This is a genomic window from Microbacterium xanthum (assembly GCF_034531355.1).
GTDB classification, from domain to species: Bacteria; Actinomycetota; Actinomycetes; order Actinomycetales; family Microbacteriaceae; genus Microbacterium; species Microbacterium xanthum.
In genome coordinates this window covers 147,642-168,583 of record NZ_JAWHUE010000001.1, presented here as the reverse complement: position 1 = coordinate 168,583, position 20,942 = coordinate 147,642, and the positions used below count along the sequence as shown (strand labels likewise).

Here is a 20,942-nt window from a genome sequence, read left to right as displayed (position 1 = left end):
CGCGGATCCGGGAGGTCGCCATGGTGCAGGTGAGGGTCGCCGGCGTCGCTCTCGACGCCTCGCGGCAGCACGTCATCCTGCTCAAGCCCGTCGACGAGATCCCGGGGGAGGGTCGCGTGCTGCCGATCTGGATCGGTGAACAGGAGGCGACGTCGATCCTCATCGCCGTCGAGGGTGCCCCCACGCCGCGACCTTTGGCTCACGATCTCATGAAGACGCTCCTGGACAGCGTCGGTGCCGATGTCGATCGCGTCGAGGTCACCCGCATCGAGGAGGGCACCTACTACGCCGAGGTGACCGTCTCGACACCGCTCGGGTCGCGTGTCGTCGATTCCCGGCCGTCGGATGCGGTGGCGCTGGCGTCCCGCACCGGGGCGCCGATCTGGGTCGCCGATGTCGTGATGGAGGAGGCGGGCGTGACCGACATGCTCGCCGACGCCGAGGAGACCGAGGCCGCCGAGCAGAAGGTCGACGAGTTCAAGCGGTTCCTCGACGACGTCGACCCCGATGACTTCCGCAGCTGAGGGGCCGATCCTCGATGTCGTGGCGGCGGTGATCGAGCGCGACGGTCTCGTGCTGGCATGCCGGCGGCGGGTCGATCGCTCCGCGGGAGGACTGTGGGAGTTCCCCGGCGGAAAGGTCGAACCGGGCGAGGCTGCCGACGCCGCGCTGCAGCGCGAGATCGCCGAGGAGCTGGACGTCACGATCCGTGTGGTCGGCGAGCTGACCGCCGATGTCACACCGGTGGACGGGCGCGGCATCCGCCTGATATGCCTCCGCGCAGAGGTGGTCGGCGAGGCGCCCACCGCCAGCACCGATCACGATGAGCTGCGCTGGGTCGCGCCGGCCGACCTCCCCGCGCTGACCTGGGCGGCGCCTGACCTGCCTGCCGTCGCCCTCCTCGCATCCCGCTGATCCGCCACCGCTGCGCACCGCCGGTGCGCGATGTCGGAGAACCACGTGGTTGTCGGACGATTCCCGCCGCATCCTCCGACATCGGCCCGATTCTCCGACATCCGGCCGGGCGGCGGGGTGCCGCCGAGGGGGTTACGCCGCGGCGGTCTGCCGCGTGCTCCTCCATCCGAGCGCCGGGGCCACGTGCGTGGCGAAGTTCTCCACGAGGCGGAGGTTGAACTCGACCCCCAGCTGGCTCGGGATGGTGAGCATCAAGGTGTCGGCGGACTGCACGGCGGCGTCGGCCAGAAGCTGCTCGACCAGCACATCCGGTTCGCCCGCGTAGGTCTTGCCGAAGGTCGAGCGCATTCCGTCGATCACTCCGATCTGATCGCCGCCCTGTGCACCGCCGAAGAACATGTGGTCTTCGGCGGTGAGGATCGGGAACACCGAGCGGCTGACCGACACCCGCGGCGTCCCGATGTGGCCGGCTTCGCGCCACGCTGCGCGGTACGCGTCGATCTGCTGTGCCTGGAGCTGGTCGAACGGCGTGCCGTCGGCCTCGGTGAGCAGTGTCGAGGACATGAGGTTCACGCCGGTGCGGCCCGCCCACTCGGCGGAGTCACGGTTGCCCGCGCCCCACCACACGCGAGAGCGGAGCCCCTCCGAGAGCGGCTCGATGTGCGCGCGCCCCGCCACACCTCCGAACGGCGAGGTCGGATCGCCGTCGGCGAGGCCCTCGCCGTCGATCGCCCGGAGGAAGGTGGCGAAGTGGTCGCGGGCGATGTCCGCCCCGCGCGGATCCGTCGATCCGGTGTACCCGAACGCCTCGTAGCCGCGCACGACCGTCTCCGGTGATCCGCGGCTGACGCCCAGGGCGAGGCGGCCGTCGCTGATCAGGTCCACCGCCGCCGCTTCCTCGGCGAGGTGGAGCGGATTCTCGTAGCGCATGTCGATCACTCCGGTGCCGACCTCGATGCGCTCGGTACGCGCGGCGATGGCCGCCAACAGCGGCATGGGGGAGGCCTGCTGGCGGGCGAAGTGGTGCACACGGAAGAAAATGCCGTTGGCACCGAGCTCGTCCATACCCTGCGCCAGGTCGATCGCGTGGTGCATCGAGTCGCGCGCGGTGAGCTGTCGTCCGCCGCCGAGGGGTCCGTAGTGTCCGAACGAGAGCGTTCCGAAGCGTTCCATGCTCGGTGCAACCTCTCGCCCGTCTGATCCATTCCCGTGGATGCAGTTCTCGAGGTGGGATGTAGCACACCCACGGCGAGATGTCTGCCGACGTGGGTCGGCCATCCGTCGTGGGTATGCTCGCGTCACCGACGGAAGGAACCACGCATGACGACCCGAATCCTGCTCATCGGCGGCCACGGCAAGGTCGCCCTCCTGACCGAACCGCTTCTGGTGGAAGCCGGACACCACGTGACCGCGGTCATCCGCAACCCCGACCACGAAGCCGACGTCGAAGCGACCGGCGCGACCCCGCTCGTCGCCGACGTGCAGTCCTTCGACGCGGAGCAGATGCGCAATCTGGTCAGCGGAAACGACGTGGTGATCTGGTCGGCCGGTGCCGGCGGGGGAGACCCGGAGCGAACCTACGCCGTCGACCGGGATGCGGCCATCCGCTCGATGGATGCCGCTGTCGCCGCCGGGGCGCGACGCTACCTGATGGTGTCGTACTTCGGTGCGGGGCCCGATCACGGCGTTCCCGAAGACAACGCCTTCTTCGCCTACGCCGAAGCCAAGGCCGCCGCCGACGAGCACCTGCGCAGCGCCGACCTGGACTGGACGATCCTCGCTCCGAGCGCCCTGACCCTCGACGACGGCACCGGCATGATCGACACGACCGCCGAGGAGGCGGATTCCGTGCCGCGCGCCGACGTCGCCGCGGTCATCGCCGCTGCGGTCGCGGACGACGCGACGATCGGACGCACCATCCGATTCAACAGCGGTGAGACCCCCGTCGCCGAGGCGATCTCGGGCTGAAGTCGTGGTGAGGGATGGGAGGGGCGAGCCGTTCCTCCGAGCGATGGCGCCGGCGGACTGGACCGCGGTCCGAGAGATCTACGCCGAGGCCATCGCGGAAGGGGAATCGACGTTCGAGGCGGCGACGCCGACGTGGGAGGAGTTCGTCGCCGGCAAGCTGTCGACGGGGCGGCTCGTCGCCATCGACCCGGCTGACGGTGCCGTGCTCGGATGGGTCGCCGCGTCGCCCGTGTCGTCCCGCGTCGCCTACGCCGGGGTCGTCGAACACTCGGTGTACGTCTCCTCCCGGGCACGCGGGCGCGGCATCGGCCGCCTCCTGCTGGAAGCGTTCCTCGATGCGTCGGAGGCGGCGGGTGTATGGACCGTGCAATCCAGCGTGTTCCCGGAGAACACCGTGAGTCTTCGGCTGCACGAATCCCTGGGCTTCCGTGTCGTGGGGCGTCGAGAGCGCATTGCGCGGGGGGCTGCCGGCGAGCGAGCCGGACTCTGGCGGGACACGCTTCTGATCGAGCGGAGGAGCGTGACGGTCGGCGTCGACGACGGCTGACCGTCGCCTCGGCGGGAGATCCACCCGCCGCCGAAGACGCGTCGAGCGCCGGACCTTTCGGTCACGGCGCTCGACGCATGGCGGAGGATAGGGGATTCGAACCCCTGAGGGCTTGCACCCAACACGCTTTCCAAGCGTGCGCCATAGGCCACTAGGCGAATCCTCCAGGGCCCCGGAGGGCCGCGGACCATCCTAACCTACGTGCGGGTGCGTCTCACGCCCGGCCCCGTGCGCCGGCGCCGGCGAAGGAGCTCCCGGGGCGCACGATCAGCGAGCGGGGGGCGGCGATCGCGAGGATCCGCCGCGCGATCGGGGCGGTGCGCACCAGCGTCGCGGCGGCCTCGGCGGCCGCGTCGGCCAGCGCGTCGGCATCGGCGGTGGGCACCACGCCGTCGGGGGCATAGCTCGCCCGCTCGACGGCGTCGGCGAGGGTCGCCATGGCGCCAGGGGGTGCGCCGTGCGCGGTGGTCAGGCGCGCCGCCAGCACGCGGGGACTGTCGCTGGCGGGAACCGGGATCCCGAGATCGATGGCGCTGTCTTGGACCACCAGCCATGCGGCCGCGACGTCGCCCGCGCGCGCAGCGTCCAGCAGACGTCGGGCCCGCGCTGCGCGCAGGATGGCGGGGGCGGCGAGCAGCAGGAGCAGGGCGATGACGACGCCGATGGCGGGCAGTCCGTCGGCGGACCCGCCCGTGGAGCCCGCCGCCTCACCGTTCTGCTGCTGTTCCTGCTCCTCGGGCAGCAGGGTCGGAGTGGGGGTGGATTCGGCGTCTTCGGTGTCGGTCGTGTCGCCGCGATCGGCCGCCGGGCCGGTGAGTGAGGTCTCGGCGGAGAAGTTCGTCGGAGTGCCGAGGCTGTTCGTCGGTTCGAAGGAGATCCACCCGAGGCCGTCGAAGTGGATCTCGGGCCACGCGTGCAGCTGCGACGACGACACCGAGTAGACCGTCTGTCCGTCGATCGCGTCGGTCGTCGAGGTGCCCGGCAGGTATCCGACGACGATGCGGCTCGGCATGTCCAGGGCGCGAGCCATCAGGGCGAACGCCCCGGCGAAGTGCACGCAGTACCCTTCCTTCTGCTCGAGGAACGTCGCGACCGCCTCCGCGCCGGTTCCATCGAATCCGTCGTCGACCGGGGCGTCGAGGGAGTACCGGAATTCCGATCCGCGGAACCACGCCTGCAGGGCGATCAGGGCGTCGTAGTCGTTCGCCGAACCCTCGGTCACCTCTCGCGCGAGGTCGCCGACGATATCGGGCAGATCCCCCGGCAACTGGGTGAGCTCCGGCCGCATGCCGGGCGCCGCGGCGTCGTAGGTGCGGATCTGCTCGCGGGTGGGGCGGGCGACCTGCGTGGTGACCTCGTAGTCCTGATCCTGCGTGCGGGCCCGCTCGCTGATGACGGTGCGGTTGTAGGGCACGGTGGACCACTCGCCTTCGAGCCCGGCGACATCCACCGCGGGGAACGGCATCGGCAACCAGGTCGATGAGAGATTCTCGATCGCCACGCTCGTGCTGTACTCCTCGAGTCGGACCTCTGCGGGGACCGACACCCGGTCCATCGCGGCCTCCTCGCTCAGCGCCCGCGTCTCGTCCTCGTCCGGCAGCCAGACGGCGCCGTCGAACGCCGAGAGGGTCGTCGCGCGCAGGTACGGGGGAAGCGGCGACGTGCTGTACACGCGGAGCACCTCGACCTCGCGCGGACGACGCAGGTCGTCGCCCAGTTGGAGCGTCGCGTCGATACCGCTTCCCACGTTGACCCCGCCCGGGGCGGCGCGGGCGATCGGCTGCGGCAACGACGGGGTCACGATCAGGCTGACCACGACGGCGACCGCTCCGATCCCCACGGCCGTGGCGGGGATGCCGGCGGTTCGCGTCGATGCGCGCGCCGAGGGTGTCTGGCGCGACAGCGTGTCGACGCGCAGGAGGAACAGGATCGACGCGGCGAGCAGGACGAAGGCGACGACGTCGAGTTCATCGGGCACCACGATCGAGGGGATGAGCGACACCGCGACGAGAGCGACCCCCGCGAGCAGGGGCATGCGCGCCGTCACGACGACGTGGTCGATGACGACCGTGAGCAGTCCGACGGAGGCGACGATGAGGAACGCCAACGCGGGGCCGGCGCGGAGCGGGGCGGCGCCGTAGGTGATCTCCTCGGCAGCCGTCGCCAGCAGCCGCATGAGCTCGTCCACGGTGTCGCCGGTCGGGATCAGCCACACCAGAGCGGTGTCGCGGAGGAACAACAGCATCACCACCGCGGCCCATACGCCGGTCTCGATCAGTGTCACGGCGAGGGCCGCGAGTCCCCCGAGGCGCGCGAGGAAGCCGGCGGCCAGCACGAGGGTGACCACGATGATCGTGCCGGGCAGCCACTGTCCGGGCAGGACGACGCGGGTCAACGGCAGCAGGGCGGCCACGACGGCAGCGCCGACGCCGAGCGGCAGCAGCACCGCGAAGACAGCACGCTCGCGCGGGGTGAGGGCGGGGTCAGCCGACACGGTCGCCCGCCAATCGTCTGCCCACGTCCGCCCACGCGGCGGCGGGGTCGCCTCCGACGGGGATCGCCGCAGCGTGCCATCCGGCGTCTTCGGCGGCGGTGAGCGCATCGGCGCGGGGCGTGACCGCGAGCACCATCGGCAGAGTGCTGTGGTGCGCTATCGGGGCGATCGATGCGATGTCGGTCGGATCCAGTCTGCCCACGATGAGCACGACCGGGCCGCTCATGCCGCCGGTGAAGACCGGAGCGAGTCGGGGGAGGTGATCGTCCGGGCGCGCCAGCAACGTCGCGAATCGGGTGATGAGAGCATCCACCTCGACCATCTCCGAGGCATCGATCCGGTCCGCCAGTGTCTCGCCGTCGCTGTCGACGACGTCGACGCTGTACCCGTCGCGCACCAGACGCGCCACGACCGACACACACGTGGACACGCCCGTCTCGAAGGCGTCATCGGCACCCGGCGCCGCCATGGCCTCCGGTGACCACCGCAACGCGCCGAGGTCCAGCACCACGGTCGCCTCCGGAGTCGATTCCTGCTCCTCTTGCCGGACCATCAGCTCGTCGCGATGCGCGGTCGCGCGCCAGTGGATGCGTCGCATCGAGTCGCCGGACTGGTAGGGGCGGGCGACGAGGTTGTCGGCACCCTGCCCCAGGTGCAGGTCCACGGTGAGCCTGCTGCCGCCCGAAGCGCCCGCGGCATCCGGGAGGCCGGGAAGGTCCACCACCGCGGGCGTGACGGTGATCTGCGTCGGTTCGGTTCGCACCGTGCGCCGTCGCGCGAGGCCGAACGGATCGGTCGTGGTCAGGTCGAACGGGCCGATCGCATGGACGCCGCGCGAGACGCCCGTGACGGTGTACGACCGCTCGATGACCCGCTGCGATCCCCGCAGACCCGACGCCAAGGGCGGGAACGCACCGGCGGCCTCGCCGGCCAGTCCCGCGGGAAGTCCGTCCCGCCAGGTCCCCGGCGGTGTGGGGACGGCGGTGCGCACGGTGACGCGCGCCGTCACGACGGCGGTCTCGCCGACCCCGACCGACTCGGGAGTCATCGTTCGTTCCACCGCCCCCGTCCGGCGGGTCAGGAACAACGACAGGATCGCGGCGGCCAACACCGCGAGCAGCAGAACGCCGAAGTAGAGCAGTTCGACCAGTCCCAGCTCACCGGCGGCGATCAGGCATCCGACGGCCAGCACGAGCGCGCCCGTCCCGCGCCCGGTCAGCGGCCACAGACGTCTCATGTGCGGATCACGCGCGGGTGGCCAGGGGTACGCGCACCGAGCCGGCGATCGCCGCCAGCACGTGGTCGACCGTGTCGGGGCCCGAGCGCGATCGTGATCCGCCGGCCGTGCGGGTCGGGATCAGCCGGTGCGCGAAGACGGGGGCGAGGAGCGCGGTCACGTCGTCGGGGATGACGAATCCCCGGCCGTCCAGGGCAGCCCAGACCTTTGCGGCCCGCACGAGCTGCAGCGTCGCGCGGGGGCTCGCCCCGAGCCGCAGGTCCGGGTGGGTCCGGGTCGCCGAGGCGAGGGCGACGGCATACTCCTCGATCGCGGGTGCGACGTGCACGTGACGCGCCCACGCGATGAGTTGTTCGACCTGCGCGGCGGTGACCACGGGGGCGATGCCGCGCAACGGATTCACCGTTTCGCGCTGGCGGAGCATGAGCGCCTCCGACGCGGGATCCGGGTATCCCATCGAGATGCGCATCATGAAGCGGTCGCGTTGCGCCTCGGGCAACGCGTACGTTCCCTCCATCTCGAGGGGGTTCTGCGTCGCCACCACGAGGAAGGGCTCGGCGAGTTCGTGGGTGAGCCCGTCGACGGTGACCTGATGCTCCTCCATGGCCTCCAGCAGGGCCGACTGCGTCTTGGGGGAGGACCTGTTGATCTCGTCGGCGATGACGATGTTGGCGAAGATCGCGCCGGCTTTGAATTCGAACTCGCGCGCGACGGGGTTGAACACGCTCACGCCCGTGACATCGCCCGGCAGCAGGTCGGGGGTGAATTGGATGCGTCGCACGCTCGCGTCCACAGACGCGGCAAGGGCGCGCGCGAGCATCGTCTTGCCCACGCCCGGGACATCCTCGATGAGCAGGTGACCTTCGGCGAGGAGGCAGACCAGGGCGGAGCGGACCGCCGCGGGTTTTCCGTCGATGACACGTTCGACGGACCCGATGATGGCGCGGGTGGTGCGGGCGAATCCCTCCGCGGTGTCGATCCTGCCCGCGGCGTCTGCGGTGCCGGCCGTTTCTGTCACTGGGACTCCCCTCGCCCGCGGTGCGCGGGCATCCTCGCCCATGCCTCGATCGTAACAACGCGAGCGTGCCTCGGGGCCGGGGCCCCTGGCTCGACGGCGGCGTGAGAACGGTTAGACTGGACGCAGCTCTCCGCGAGGCGGCATCCAGGCCAACTCCCCCAGGACGGAAACGTAGCAAGGGTAACCGGGCTCTGCCGGGTTCGCGGAGAGTCTTACTTTTGCCGGGGTGCGTCGACGTTGACGTCCCCCGGAGGCCACGCTGAACATCCGGCGAACTCCGGCGGGCGCCGCAACGTGCCGCGTAGGCTGGGAGCGTGACGCAGAGCATCTACATCACGTCCGCCGAGGGCCATTCGGGGAAGTCGACCGTTGCGCTGGGTGTGCTGGAGACCCTCAGGCACGCCACGCCCAAGGTCGGCGTCTTCCGTGCCATCGCCCGGTCGACGACCGAGCGGGACTACGTGCTGGACATGCTCCTCGCGCACGACGGCGTCGACCTCGCCTACGAGGACTGCATCGGCACCACCTACGATGACGTGCGCCGCGACCCCGATGCCGCGCTGTCGACGGTCGTCGAGCGGTACAAGGCGGTCGAAGCGCGATGCGATGCGGTCGTCGTCGTCGGCAGCGACTACACCGACGTCGGCAGTCCGGCCGAGCTCGCGTACAACGCGCGAATCGCGGCGAACCTGGGTGCGCCGGTCCTGCTCGTGCTCGGCGGTCGGGCGGCGCAGGGACAGCCCGAGCAGCTGGGCTCCACCGTCCCCCGGACGCCCGACGAGATGGGTCAGATCGCCGCGCTCGCCGTGACCGAGCTGCTCCACGAGCGCGCCGAGCTCTTCGCGGTGATCGCCAACCGCGCCGACGACATCACCCTCGCCGAGACCACCGAGGCGGTGCGCGCCTCGGTCAAGGCATCGATCGCGTCGCACCCTCGTGCCGACCAGCCGGACGTGCCGGTGTGGGCCATTCCGGAAGACCGCTTCCTGGTCGCGCCGTCGATCCGCGGCATCATGCGGTCGGTCGACGGCGACCTGCTGGCCGGAGACCCCGACCTGCTCACGCGCCCGGCCCTCGGGGTCGTGGTCGCGGCCATGTCGCTGGTCAACGTGCTCCCGCGGCTGTACGAGGGCGCCGTGGTGGTCATCCCGGCGGACCGCAGCGAGGTGCTGCTCGCGACCCTGCTGGCCAACGCGTCGGGTACCTTCCCCTCGATCGCCGGGATCGTCCTCAACGGTGGCTTCGACCTGGCCGAACCGGTCCGTCGGCTGCTCGACGGGCTCGGGTCGAAGGTGCCGATCATCACCTCGGATCTGGGTACGTACGAGGCGGCGGTCCGGATCATGTCCACGCGCGGGCGGCTGGCCGCCGACTCGCAGCGGCGCTACGACACCGCGCTGTCGCTGTTCGAGAACCATGTCGACACGACGGAGCTGTTGCGGGCATTCGGTGTCGCGCGCGCCACCGTGGTCACCCCGCTGATGTTCGAGTTCCAGCTGATCGAGCGGGCCCGGGCGGCGCGCAAGAAGATCGTGCTCCCCGAGGGTGACGACGATCGCGTCCTCCGGGCCGCGGCGACGGTCCTCAAGCGGGGGATCGCCGATCTGGTCATCCTCGGCGAGCCCTTCGAGGTGCGCGCCCGCGCCCTCGAGCTGGGCATCGACATCCAGGCCGCCGAGGTCCTCTCGCCGTTCGACGCGGTGCACGTGCACAAGTTCGCCGACGCGTACACGCAGCTGCGCGCCCACAAGGGGATGACCTTCGAACGCGCCGCCGACACCGTCACCGACGTGTCGTACTTCGGCACGATGATGGTCCACGCCGGGCTCGCCGACGGCATGGTCTCGGGAGCGGCGCACACGACGGCCCACACGATCCGCCCCGCCTTCGAGATCATCAAGACCAAGCCGGACGTGTCGGTGGTCTCGAGCGTCTTCCTCATGGCCCTCGCCGATCGCGTCCTGGTCTACGGTGACTGCGCGGTCATCCCGGACCCGACCAGCGAACAGCTCGCCGACATCGCCGTTTCCTCGGCCGCGACCGCGTCGCAGTTCGGCATCGAGCCGAAGGTGGCGATGCTCTCGTACTCGACCGGGGCGTCCGGGACCGGTGCCGACGTCGACAAAGTGCGCGAGGCGACCGCACTGGTGCGAGACCGGGCCCCCGAGCTTCTCGTGGAAGGCCCGATCCAATACGACGCCGCAGCGGACGCGGCCGTCGGGGCGGCCAAGCTTCCCGGCTCCGAGGTGGCCGGCCGTGCGACGGTCTTCGTGTTCCCGGACCTGAACACCGGGAACAACACCTACAAGGCCGTGCAGCGGTCAGCCGGCGCGGTCGCGATCGGCCCGGTCCTCCAGGGCTTGAACAAGCCGATCAACGACCTCTCCCGCGGGGCCTTGGTGCAGGACATCGTGAACACCATCGCCATCACAGCCATCCAGGCGCAGGGGGAGTGAGATGACACCGGTCCTCGTGATCAACAGCGGGTCGTCGTCGTTCAAGTACCAGCTCATCGACATGACGGACGAGACCGTCCTCGCGTCGGGGCTGGTCGAGCGGATCGGCGAAGCGACGGGGTCGGCGACGCACACCGTCTTCTTCCGTGCCGCGGACGGCCCGGCGCCCGCCGTCCACAAGGCCACGTACTCGCTCGAGGCGGAGATCCCCGATCATGCCGCCGGGTTCGAGGTGATGTCTCGCGCGTTCGACGACCACGGTCCCTCGCTCCAGGCCGACCCGCCGGTCGCGGTCGGTCATCGGGTCGTCCACGGCGGCGCCCGCTTCTTCGAGCCGACGCTGGTCACCCCCCTCGTGGAGATCAACATCGACGAGCTCTCCGTGCTCGCGCCACTGCACAACCCGGCCAACCTGCAGGGCATCGTCGCGGCCAAGAAGGCCTTCCCCTCGGTGCCGCACGTCGCGGTCTTCGACACGGCGTTCCACCAGACCCTTCCGCCGGCGGCCTATACGTACGCCATCGACGCCGAGCTGGCGGCCGCCCATCGCGTCCGCCGCTACGGCTTCCACGGCACATCCCACAAGTTCGTCAGCGAAGCCGCCGCGGAGTTCGTCGGCCGTCCGCTCGAAGACCTGCGTCAGATCGTCTTCCATCTCGGCAACGGCGCATCGGTCGCCGCGATCGAGGGCGGGCGTTCGGTGGAGACCTCGATGGGACTGACACCGCTGGAGGGCCTGGTCATGGGGACCCGCTCGGGCGACCTCGACCCCGCCGTCCTGCTGCACCTGGCCCGCCGCGCGGGCTTGTCGACGGACGAACTGGACACCCTGCTGAACAAGCGGAGCGGAATGCTGGGGCTGACCGGCGCTTCGGACATGCGCGACATCCAGGCGAGGGTCGAGCGCGGAGACGAGGCGGCGACGCTCGCGTTCGATGTGTACGTCCACCGTCTTCGCGCCTACGCCGGGGCCTACATCGCCCAGCTGGGCGGGGTGGATGTGATCTCCTTCACCGCCGGGGTGGGCGAGAACGCCCCGCGCGTGCGCGAGGAGGCGCTGGCGACCCTCGGATTCGCCGGCGTCCACATCGACCGAGAACGCAATGCGACGCCGGAGCGAGGCATCCGGATGATCTCCACGACGGACTCGGCCGTGACCGTGCTGGTCGTCCCGACCGACGAGGAGCTCGAGATCGCCCGGCAGACCCTCGGGGTCGCGCGGGCCTGACGCGTCTTAGCCGGCGCCCCGATCCCCCTAAGCTGGCCACAGGCGCGAAGGCGTGCCCGTCCCGTCCGCCCCCGCGAGGAGGTCCCGTGTCCACCCCCGCTCTGCCCGACCTGACGACCTACGATGCCGTGCTGTTCGATCTGGACGGCGTCCTGACCCCGACCGCCGAGGTCCACATGCATGCGTGGCGGACGATGTTCGAGGAGCTCTTCGCGCAGTGGGGGATCGAGCCCCCCTACACCGAGCGCGACTACTTCGACCATCTCGACGGCAAGAAGCGCTATGACGGTGTCGCCGCGCTCCTGCGCAGCCGCGACGTGGAGGTGCCGTGGGGCGATCCGGCCGATCCGACCTCGGCCGACACCGTGTGCGGGATCGGCAATCGAAAGAACGACGTCTTCGCGCGCGTGCTCCGCGCCGACGGAATCGCCCCCTACCCCGGGTCCCTCCGTCTGCTGGACGCCCTCGGCGCGGCAGGCATGCCGGTCAGCGTCGTGTCGAGCTCGAAGAACGCCGAAGAGGTGCTCACGGCCGCGGGCATCCGCGACCGATTCCCGGTCGTGATGGACGGCGTGATCGCCGAGCGCGACAACCTCGCGTCCAAGCCCGCCCCTGACGTGTTCGTGACGGCTGCCCGCATGATGGAGGTCGACCCGGCGCGAAGCGTCGCGGTCGAAGACGCCATCAGCGGGGTGCGCTCCGCCGCCTCCGGGGGGTTCGGCCTGGTCGTCGGCGTCGACCGCGGAGCCGGCGCCGATGCGCTGCGCGCGGCGGGGGCGCACGTCGTGGTGTCGGACCTGGCCGAGTTCGTCCGGGAGGAGAGCGCATGATCGACCGGGATCGCTTCCCCGCCGACCCGTGGCGGCTCGTCGAGACGCGCGTGGACATGTCCGAAGTCGGCGTCACCGAGACGCTCTTCGCCGTCGGGAACGGCTACCTCGGTCTGCGGGGTAATTCGCCCGAAGGCCGCCACGCCCATGAAGACGGCACGTTCATCAACGGTTTCCACGAGACCTTCCCGATCCATCACGCCGAGCGCGCCTACGGGTTCGCCGAGGTGGGACAGACGATCGTCAATGCGCCTGATGCGAAGGTCATGCGGGTCTACATCGACGACGAGCCGCTCTCGCTCGATCTCGCCGACGTGCGGGAGTACGAGCGCGTTCTCGATATGCGCGAGGGCGTGCTGCGCCAGCGCATCCTGTGGGTCACCCCCTCCGGCAAAGAGGTGCTGATCGAAGACGAGCGTCTCGTGTCGTTCGAGGAGAAGCACCTCGCGGCGATGCGCCGCACGGTCACGGTCCTCAACTCCGATGCGCCGGTGACCATCTCCTGCCAGCTGCTCAATCGCCAGGACGGCGAGGACGTCTACGGCGGTGTCCCGAACGCCACGAAGAAGTCCGGCTGGGACCCGCGCAAGGCCGAGCGGATCCAGGACCGGGTCCTGCAGCCGCAGGAGTACTGGCAGGACCATGACCGCTCCGCGCTGTCGTTCCGGGTCTCCGAGTCGGGGATGACGATCGCGGTGGTGGCCGATCACGTCATCGAGACCGACAACGAATACGACGTCCGCCGGCTGATCGAACCCGATATCGCCAAGAACGTCTTCCGTGTCCGGGCCCGCGCCGGGGTGCCGACGACGGTGACGAAGTTCGTGAGCTACCACACCTCCCGCGGCGTGCCCGCGCGCGAGCTCGTGGACCGCGGGCGCCGCGTGGTCGATCGCGTGGGCGAGCGCGGGTACGACGCCCTCGTCTCGGCCCAACGCGACTGGCTGTCGGAGTTCTGGGACCGCTCGGACGTCCGTGTCGGGGGTCAGGACGACATCCAGCAGGCCGTTCGCTGGTGCCTCTTCCAGCTCGCTCAGGCCGCGGCTCGGGCCGACGGCATGGGCGTGCCCGCGAAGGGGATGACCGGCTCGGGCTACAGCGGTCACTACTTCTGGGACACCGAGGTGTACATCATGCCGTTCATGGCGTACACCAGCCCGCTCTGGGCCAGGAACGCCCTCCGCATGCGCTACCTCATGCTCCCCGCCGCGCGCCGGCGTGCGCGCCAGCTGAACGAGGCGGGTGCCCTCTTCCCGTGGCGCACCATCAACGGCGAAGAGGCCTCCGCCTACTACGCCGCCGGCACCGCGCAGTACCACATCAACGCCGACGTCAGCTTCGCCGTGGCCAAGTACGTGCGCGCCACCGGCGACGAGGACTTCCTCTACAGGGAGGGCGTCGACATCGCCGTGGAGACCGCGCGGCTGTGGACGACGCTGGGGTTCTGGCGCTCCAGCAACGGCCACGGTGAGGACTCCTTCCACATTCACGGGGTGACCGGGCCCGACGAGTACACGACGGTCGTCAACAACAACCTCTTCACCAACGTCATGGCGCGGTTCAACCTGCGCTTCGCGGCGCGGACGGTCGAAGAGATGGCCGAGAACGACCCGGACGCGTACCGCCTCATGGTCGAGCGGCTCAGCCTCGATCCGACCGAGGCCGAGACGTGGGATCGCGCGGCGGAGGCCATGCACATCCCGTACAGCGAGGCGCTGGGCATCCACCCGCAGGACGAGGTCTTCCTCGACCGAGAGGTGTGGGATCTCGAGCACACCCCCGAGGAGCAGCGCCCGCTGCTGCTGCACTTCCACCCGCTGGTCATCTACCGGTATCAGGTGCTCAAGCAGGCCGACGTCGTTCTGGCGCTGTTCCTGCAGGGCAACCACTTCTCGCCGGAGGACAAGCTCGCCGACTTCGAGTACTACGACCCGCTGACCACGGGCGACTCGACCCTGTCGGCGGTCGTGCAGTCGATCCTCGCCGCCGAGGTCGGGTACCAGGACCTCGCGCTGGAGTACTTCACCCAATCCCTGTTCGTCGACCTCGCGGATCTGCACAACAACGCCTCGGACGGTGTCCACGTCGCCTCGGCCGGTGGGGTGTGGACGGCTCTCGTCTCCGGCTTCGGAGGGATGCGGGACCACTTCGGCGAGTTGTCGTTCGACCCGCGCCTTCCCGCGGACTGGCCGGAGCTGTCGTACACGCTGCACTGGCAGGGCACGCGTCTGAGCGTCTCGGTGCGCCCGCACGAACTGCGCCTCTCGGCCGGCGAGGGCGCCCCCGTCGCCTTCACGGTGCGCGGGGCGTCGTACGTCATCGAGGGCGGGGGAGAGGTCGTCGTCCCGCTTCCGGACCAGGGGCCGGTCATCCCGGGGCGTCCCTCGATCCGCAGTTTCCTGGACGCCCGTCGGGAGGACGGCACCCTCATCTCGGCATCGGTTCCCGCCATGACCACGACCATCCCGGTCCTCGGAGACGAAGACGAGATCGAGGAGGGAGCGCCCGAGTGATCGGTGGCCCCTGCCCACCTGCCGCGATGTCGGAGCGACGCCGTAGGCTGTCGGAGTGACCACCGCCCTCTACCGCCGTTATCGTCCCGAGGCGTTCGGGGAGATGATCGGGCAGTCGCAGGTCACCGAGCCGCTGATGACGGCGCTGCGTGGGGACCGCGTCGGGCACGCCTACCTGTTCTCCGGGCCGCGCGGCTGCGGCAAGACGACGTCGGCTCGCATCCTCGCGCGCTGCCTCAACTGCGCGGAGGGGCCCACCGACACCCCGTGCGGCAGCTGCGAGAGCTGCGTGGAGTTGGGTCGGGGCGGGGGCGGTTCGCTCGACGTCGTCGAGATCGACGCCGCATCGCACAACGGTGTGGACGATGCCCGCGACCTGCGCGAACGCGCGGTGTTCGCTCCCGCGCGCGACCGCTTCAAGATCTTCATCCTCGACGAGGCGCACATGGTGACGCCGCAGGGTTTCAACGCCCTGCTGAAGCTCGTCGAGGAGCCGCCGGACCACGTCAAGTTCATCTTCGCGACGACCGAGCCCGAGAAGGTCATCGGCACCATCCGCTCGCGCACGCACCACTACCCGTTCCGGCTGGTCCCGCCCGCCGCGATGCTCTCCTACGTGGAGGAGCTGTGTGCGAGTGAGGGCGTCCGCGTCGAGACGGGCGTGCTGCCGCTGGTGGTGCGCGCCGGCGGCGGGTCGCCGCGTGACACCCTGTCGCTGTTGGATCAACTCATCGCCGGTTCCGACGTCGCCGATGGCGGCGTCCTCGTGCGCTACGAGCGAGCGGTCGCCCTGCTCGGCTACACGCACGGCGAGCTGCTCGACGACGTCGTCCACGCGCTCGGTGCGCGGGACGCCGCCGCCGCGTTCGGCGCGGTGGACCGTGTGGTCCAGACCGGGCAGGATCCTCGTCGGTTCGTCGATGACCTGCTCGAACGCCTCCGCGATCTCATCATCATCGCCGCCACCGGCGAGGGGGCGGCTGCGGTCCTCCGGGGCGTCTCCGACGAGGAGTTGCAGAACTACACCCGGCAGGCCGAGGCGTTCGGCGCGTCGCGCCTCTCGCGTACCGCCGACGTCGTGATCGCCGCCCTCGACGAGATGACCGGGGCCACCTCTCCTCGACTTCAGCTCGAGCTCATGGTCGCACGCGTGCTCACCGCGGCCGACGGCCCCGTCCCCGCACCGGCAGAAGGGCCGGTCGCGCCCGCCGCCGCCGCGCCCGTCCCGAGTGCGGCCCCGGTCGCCGCGCCGAAAGCCGAGGAGTCGCAGGGGGCATCCACGGCTTCTCCCGTCGACATGCACAGCGACCCGGCGTCCGGACCCGAGCCCGAGCCCGAGCCGGAGCCCTCGCCCCCGTCGGGGCCGTTGACGACCGAGCTGGTCCGTGAGCACTGGGACGCCGTTCTGGCGCGACTGGAGGGCATCAGCCGGTCGTCGTGGCTGATCGTGCTCGGCGCCCGCGTCGCCGAGTTCACCGGCGACGTCCTGACGCTGGCGTTCACGAGCAACGCCGACATCGCGAAGTTCAAGCAGCGCACCGCGGGCGCCGGCCCCAGTGAGGACCTCCGCCAGGCGATCGTGGCCGTACTGGGCGTGCGGGTGAAGTACCTCGCGAACCTCGACGACGATGGCTCCGGGCCCGGCGGCGGACCCGGCGGCCCGGCGCCGTCGCCGCCCGCACCCGGCCCGACCGCGACGCCCGCCGGCCGCTCCCCGCACGGTTCGCCCCGATCCGAGGCGGGCACCGCTCCTGCCGCGGCCGCGCCGGTGACGGACTGGGCCGTCGCGCCGATCCCGCGCGATGTCCCCTCCGCTCCCCGTGAGGGCCCCGCGGTCGGCTCGTCCCCGGGGGCGTCGCTCGGCCAGTTCGCCGTCGACGACGATCCCGAGGACGCCCGCGCGGCGGTTCGGACCGAGACCCTCGCCCCCGCTCGCGAGGGCGACGTGCTGCCGCGCGAAGACACCGCGCCGACTCCCGATGACGACCGCGACGAGGACCCGGAGCTGGATACCGATGTGCGCGCGTCGGACGCTCCGGTGCCTCCGGTGGTCGCGCCTCGGCTGTCCGCACCCGAGCCGCGGGCTGCGAGCCGCCCGTCCGGTCGGGACGGCGTCCAGCGGTACGGCGAGGCGGTCGTCCGTCAGGTGCTCGGCGCCACGTTCGTCCGTGAGGAACCCTACGAAGCGCCGACGAGGTTCAGCTGATGTACGACGGGATCGTCCAAGACCTGATCGATGAGTTCGGCCGGCTGCCGGGTATCGGGCCCAAGTCGGCCCAGCGCATCGCCTTCCACATCCTGCAGACCCCGGGATTCGATGTCTCCCACCTCGCGCAGCTGCTGTCGGAGGTGCGCGACAAGGTGCGATTCTGCGAGATCTGCGGCAACGTCTCCGAGCAGGAGCGATGTGGGATCTGCCGCGATCCGAGGCGCAACCTCACGCTCATCTGCGTCGTCGAAGACGCCAAAGACGTCGCGGCGATCGAGCGCACGCGTGAGTTCCGAGGCCTGTATCACGTGCTCGGCGGGGCGATCAGCCCGATCGCCGGCATCGGGCCGGACGACCTCCGCATCACGCAGCTCATGCAGCGCCTCGCCGACGGGACGGTCCAAGAGGTGATCATCGCGACCAACCCCAACCTCGAGGGCGAGGCCACGGCGACCTACCTGAGCCGGCTGCTGCAGACCTTGCAGATCTCCGTCACGCGGCTGGCCTCCGGGCTCCCGGTGGGCGGTGACCTCGAATATGCCGACGAGGTCACACTCGGTCGCGCCTTCGAAGGACGCCGCGCGGTCGGGTGAGCAGGGTCGGCCCGGGTCAACGGCGCAGGCGGACGCGCGCCTTCGAGACCGACCCGAGCGAAGCGCGGACGGGCTGTCCGATGTAGATCCCGAGTGACGCACCGACGGCGAGGCTGATGCCGACCACCGCTGCCCCCACCAGGGTCTCGAAACCCGTGAGCATCAGGGTGCCTTCGTCGCCCGCCTCGACGATGCTGAGCAGCCCGCGGAAGACAGCGGCACCGGGAACCATGGGCAGGATCGCCGCGATGGTGATGGCCACCGAAGGAACGTGCAGGCGGTAGGCGGCGAGCACCCCGATGAAGCTGCCGACGAACGCGCCGAAGCCGCTCGCCGCCGCCGCGTCGAGCCCGGTCGAGTCGGCCGCGAGATAGCCGAGCCACGCGATGAGACTGAGGACCGTGCTGACGACGATGATGCGGCGGCCGGCGCCGTTGTAGACGGCCACGGCGACGGCGATGAGGGCGGCGCCGAGCAACTGAAGCGGAACCGGCCCGAGCGGCACCGCCTCGTTCGGCGGATCCATACCCTGTCCCACGACCCGCGCCACCTCGAGCGCGGCCAGGATGCCCAGCACGACGCCCAGCGTGTGCGTGATCAGTTCGAGGATGCGCCCCATCGCCGTCAAGGCGAAGCCGTCGATCGCGTCCTGAGCGGCGCCCACGACGGTCAGACCGGCCAGCATGAGCACGATCCCGGAGGCGACGATCACGGACGGTCTGATCTCCTGCGCGCCGGGGAGCGGCGTCAGAGCCAGCAGCGGCGTGAACGCCGCCACCAGGGTGAGCACGAACGCCCCCGCGATCTGGCTGAAGAAGTACGGCACATGGGCTTTGGCCAGGCCGTACTGGGTCAGCGCCGCCAGGATCGCCGCGACGAAAGCGAGCACGATCACGATCCACGGTGCCCCGAACATGATGGCGACGCCGACGGCGAGCATGCCCTGGGCGATCACCACGGCCGGGGGCCGATAGAGGAAAGGTGTCCGGCGGATCCGGCGGAACCGGTCAGCAGCCGTCTGCGGGTCCAGCCCGGAACGGATGTCGGCGACGAGCGCCTGTACGCGCTGCAATCGCTCGTGGTCGGGTGCGGCGCCCCGCACCACCCGCATCGAGGTGATCGGGCGCGCTGCGCCGGGGCGGTGATAGGTCGCCGTGATCGAGTTGTAGCTGACCGACACATGCACCTGGTCGAGTCCGTAGGTGCCCGTGATCCGGACGATGGTCAGGGTCACCTCGCTGGCGGGTGCGCCGGCAACGAGCATCGTCTCCCCGATGCGGATCGCCAGTTCCACGATCTGGGCGGCCAGGGCGTCGTCGATCACCGGGAGCGCTTCGGTGAGGGTGTCGGTGGGCAGATCGCTGTGCACCAGACTGCTCAGCGACGGCAGCAGCCTGCGGCGGCGAGAGGGCATGCGGCCGCGACCTCCTGTGACTCGTGCGGCGGATGTCCTCCGGGCGCGAGGACCGCATCGATCCTAGATCCCCTCACCTGTGCGCCGACAGGGTGTGAGCCGAACGGACCACGGGTGTGGCCCGTCACATGGCGATGCGCGCATGGTCGCGTCCGTAAGATGGTGGGTCGGGCGTGCTTTCGCCCATCCCCTTCCTTCGTGCCCGCGCAACCCCGGAGAATCAACGTGGCGCTGATCGTCCAGAAGTACGGCGGTTCGTCCGTCGCCGACGCGGAGAGCATCAAGCGCGTCGCAAAGCGCATCGTCGACGCCCGTCGCGCCGGTCACGACGTCGTCGTCGCCGTCAGCGCCATGGGCGACACCACCGACGAGCTCATCGACCTCGCCGGGCAGGTCGCCCCGATCCCCGCCCCGCGCGAGATGGACATGCTCCTCTCGAGCGGCGAGCGCATCTCCATGGCGCTGCTGGCCATGGCGATCCACTCCATGGGGTTCGAGGCGCGATCGTTCACGGGCAGCCAGGCGGGGATGATCACCACCGCCGACCACGGCTCGGCGCGGATCGTCGACGTGACGCCGGTGCGGCTGCGCGAGGCCCTCGACGACGGCGCGATCGTCATCGTCGCCGGCTTCCAGGGGTTCAACCGCGACACCCGTGACATCACCACCCTGGGCCGAGGCGGCTCCGACACGACGGCCGTCGCGCTGGCGGCCGCCCTCGAGGCCGACGTCTGCGAGATCTACAGCGACGTGGACGGCATCTTCACCGCCGACCCCCGGGTGGTGCCGAAGGCTCGGAAGCTGTCGGTGGTCGGCGCCGAAGAGATGCTCGAACTCGCGGCCAACGGTGCGAAGGTCCTGTACATCCGGGCGGTCGAGTACGCCCGCCGTCACGGCGTGCTCATCCACGCCCGATCCACGTTCAGTTCGGGCGTGGGCACCTACGTTCTCGGTCCGGGGATGTCGATCCCCGACGGCGAAGAGGGAGAGACCATGGAAGAGCCGATCGTCGCCGGAGTCGCCACCGACCTCGGCCAGGCCAAGATCACCGTCATCGGCGTGCCGGACGTGCCCGGCAAGGCGGCGGAGATCTTCAAGATCGTCGCGAAGTCGGGCGCGAACGTCGACATGATCGTGCAGAACGTCTCAGCGGCGTCGACCGGGCGCACCGACATCTCGTTCACGCTCCCGAAATCCGACGCGGCCACGGCGCTCAAGGCGCTCGCCGGCGATCAGGACGACATCGGGTACGCCAGCCTCGTCCACGACGATCAGATCGGCAAGCTGTCGGTCGTCGGAGCGGGGATGCGGACGCACTCCGGCGTGTCCGCCACCCTCTTCGAGGCGCTGAGCACGGCCGGCGTCAACATCGAGATGATCTCGACCTCTGAGATCCGCATCTCGGTGGTGCTTCGGGGCGACGACCTCGCCGAGGCCGCGCGCGTGGTGCACACCGCGTACGGTCTCGATGGTGACGTCGAGGCGACCGTCCACGCCGGCACCGGCCGCTAGACTCGGCT

Annotated in this window: 16 protein-coding genes, 1 tRNA gene and 1 other RNA gene; 12 read left to right on the top strand and 6 right to left on the bottom strand. The window is 70.5% G+C overall.

Annotation, left to right across the window (positions count from 1 at the left end):
• Nucleotides 1-20 precede the first annotated feature (20 nt).
• Together RZO50_RS00835 and RZO50_RS00830 are read left to right on the top strand one after the other, a co-directional pair.
• Nucleotides 21-524 carry a bifunctional nuclease family protein gene (locus RZO50_RS00835; RefSeq protein ID WP_322597821.1) on the top strand — a complete coding sequence of 168 codons (504 nt, stop codon included), beginning with the start codon at nucleotides 21-23 and terminating at the stop codon, nucleotides 522-524.
• Entirely contained in the window at nucleotides 508-915 is a 408-nt protein-coding gene (locus RZO50_RS00830) for a (deoxy)nucleoside triphosphate pyrophosphohydrolase (protein ID WP_322597820.1), read from the top strand. The genes RZO50_RS00835 and RZO50_RS00830 overlap by 17 nt, the downstream gene beginning before the upstream one ends.
• Nucleotides 916-1,047: 132 nt before the next feature.
• Here RZO50_RS00830 and RZO50_RS00825 read toward each other — a convergent pair whose 3' ends face one another.
• Complete coding sequence (locus tag RZO50_RS00825; RefSeq protein ID WP_322597819.1) at nucleotides 1,048-2,088, bottom strand: LLM class flavin-dependent oxidoreductase; 1,041 nt, start codon at nucleotides 2,086-2,088, stop codon at nucleotides 1,048-1,050.
• Between the two features lie 147 nt (nucleotides 2,089-2,235).
• Between RZO50_RS00825 and RZO50_RS00820 the strand changes: the two genes are divergently transcribed.
• Nucleotides 2,236-2,883, top strand: a complete 648-nt coding sequence (locus RZO50_RS00820) for an NAD(P)H-binding protein (protein WP_322597818.1) — start codon at nucleotides 2,236-2,238, stop codon at nucleotides 2,881-2,883.
• Between the two features lie 43 nt (nucleotides 2,884-2,926).
• Entirely contained in the window at nucleotides 2,927-3,430 is a 504-nt protein-coding gene (locus RZO50_RS00815) for a GNAT family N-acetyltransferase (protein ID WP_322598709.1), read from the top strand.
• 78 nt (nucleotides 3,431-3,508) lie between these two features.
• Here the strand turns inward: RZO50_RS00815 and RZO50_RS00810 are convergent.
• The 4 genes from RZO50_RS00810 to RZO50_RS00795 all read right to left on the bottom strand — a co-directional run bounded on the left by RZO50_RS00810 (nucleotide 3,509) and on the right by RZO50_RS00795 (nucleotide 8,221).
• A tRNA-Ser gene (locus RZO50_RS00810) sits at nucleotides 3,509-3,596 on the bottom strand.
• A 48-nt stretch (nucleotides 3,597-3,644) separates the two neighbouring features.
• The gene (locus tag RZO50_RS00805; protein ID WP_322597817.1) at nucleotides 3,645-5,924 is read right to left on the bottom strand and encodes a transglutaminase TgpA family protein; all 2,280 of its coding nucleotides are present in this window, start codon (nucleotides 5,922-5,924) and stop codon (nucleotides 3,645-3,647) included.
• Nucleotides 5,914-7,161 (bottom strand): DUF58 domain-containing protein, encoded by a 1,248-nt coding sequence (locus RZO50_RS00800; RefSeq protein WP_322597816.1) that lies wholly within the window; start codon nucleotides 7,159-7,161, stop codon nucleotides 5,914-5,916. Before RZO50_RS00800 ends, RZO50_RS00805 begins: the two co-directional genes overlap by 11 nt.
• A 7-nt stretch (nucleotides 7,162-7,168) precedes the next feature.
• Nucleotides 7,169-8,221, bottom strand: a complete 1,053-nt coding sequence (locus tag RZO50_RS00795; protein ID WP_416211476.1) for an AAA family ATPase — start codon at nucleotides 8,219-8,221, stop codon at nucleotides 7,169-7,171.
• A gap of 79 nt (nucleotides 8,222-8,300) precedes the next feature.
• Between RZO50_RS00795 and ffs the strand changes: the two genes are divergently transcribed.
• From ffs to recR, 7 genes are all read left to right on the top strand, one after another.
• An RNA gene (gene ffs, locus RZO50_RS00790) (signal recognition particle sRNA small type) lies at nucleotides 8,301-8,397 on the top strand.
• 96 nt (nucleotides 8,398-8,493) lie between these two features.
• Complete coding sequence (gene pta, locus RZO50_RS00785) at nucleotides 8,494-10,635, top strand: phosphate acetyltransferase (protein WP_322597815.1); 2,142 nt, start codon at nucleotides 8,494-8,496, stop codon at nucleotides 10,633-10,635.
• Nucleotide 10,636: 1 nt separating this feature from the next.
• Complete coding sequence (locus RZO50_RS00780) at nucleotides 10,637-11,863, top strand: acetate/propionate family kinase (RefSeq protein ID WP_322597814.1); 1,227 nt, start codon at nucleotides 10,637-10,639, stop codon at nucleotides 11,861-11,863.
• 86 nt (nucleotides 11,864-11,949) lie between these two features.
• Nucleotides 11,950-12,693 (top strand): HAD family hydrolase, encoded by a 744-nt coding sequence (locus tag RZO50_RS00775; protein ID WP_322597813.1) that lies wholly within the window; start codon nucleotides 11,950-11,952, stop codon nucleotides 12,691-12,693.
• Nucleotides 12,690-15,206: a glycoside hydrolase family 65 protein gene (locus RZO50_RS00770; RefSeq protein ID WP_322597812.1), complete on the top strand. Its 2,517-nt coding sequence runs from the start codon at nucleotides 12,690-12,692 to the stop codon at nucleotides 15,204-15,206. Before RZO50_RS00775 ends, RZO50_RS00770 begins: the two co-directional genes overlap by 4 nt.
• Before the next feature lie 55 nt (nucleotides 15,207-15,261).
• On the top strand, nucleotides 15,262-17,412 hold the full coding sequence (locus RZO50_RS00765) for a DNA polymerase III subunit gamma and tau (protein ID WP_322597811.1): 2,151 nt from the start codon (nucleotides 15,262-15,264) through the stop codon (nucleotides 17,410-17,412).
• Nucleotides 17,412-18,008 carry a recombination mediator RecR gene (gene recR / locus RZO50_RS00760; RefSeq protein ID WP_322597810.1) on the top strand — a complete coding sequence of 199 codons (597 nt, stop codon included), beginning with the start codon at nucleotides 17,412-17,414 and terminating at the stop codon, nucleotides 18,006-18,008. Before RZO50_RS00765 ends, recR begins: the two co-directional genes overlap by 1 nt.
• Before the next feature lie 16 nt (nucleotides 18,009-18,024).
• On the opposite strand, the gene RZO50_RS00755 is transcribed toward recR, so the two are convergent.
• Nucleotides 18,025-19,422 (bottom strand): threonine/serine exporter family protein, encoded by a 1,398-nt coding sequence (locus tag RZO50_RS00755; RefSeq protein WP_322597809.1) that lies wholly within the window; start codon nucleotides 19,420-19,422, stop codon nucleotides 18,025-18,027.
• Nucleotides 19,423-19,647: 225 nt separating this feature from the next.
• Between RZO50_RS00755 and RZO50_RS00750 the strand changes: the two genes are divergently transcribed.
• Nucleotides 19,648-20,934 carry an aspartate kinase gene (locus RZO50_RS00750; RefSeq protein WP_322597808.1) on the top strand — a complete coding sequence of 429 codons (1,287 nt, stop codon included), beginning with the start codon at nucleotides 19,648-19,650 and terminating at the stop codon, nucleotides 20,932-20,934.
• Nucleotides 20,935-20,942: the final 8 nt, after the last annotated feature.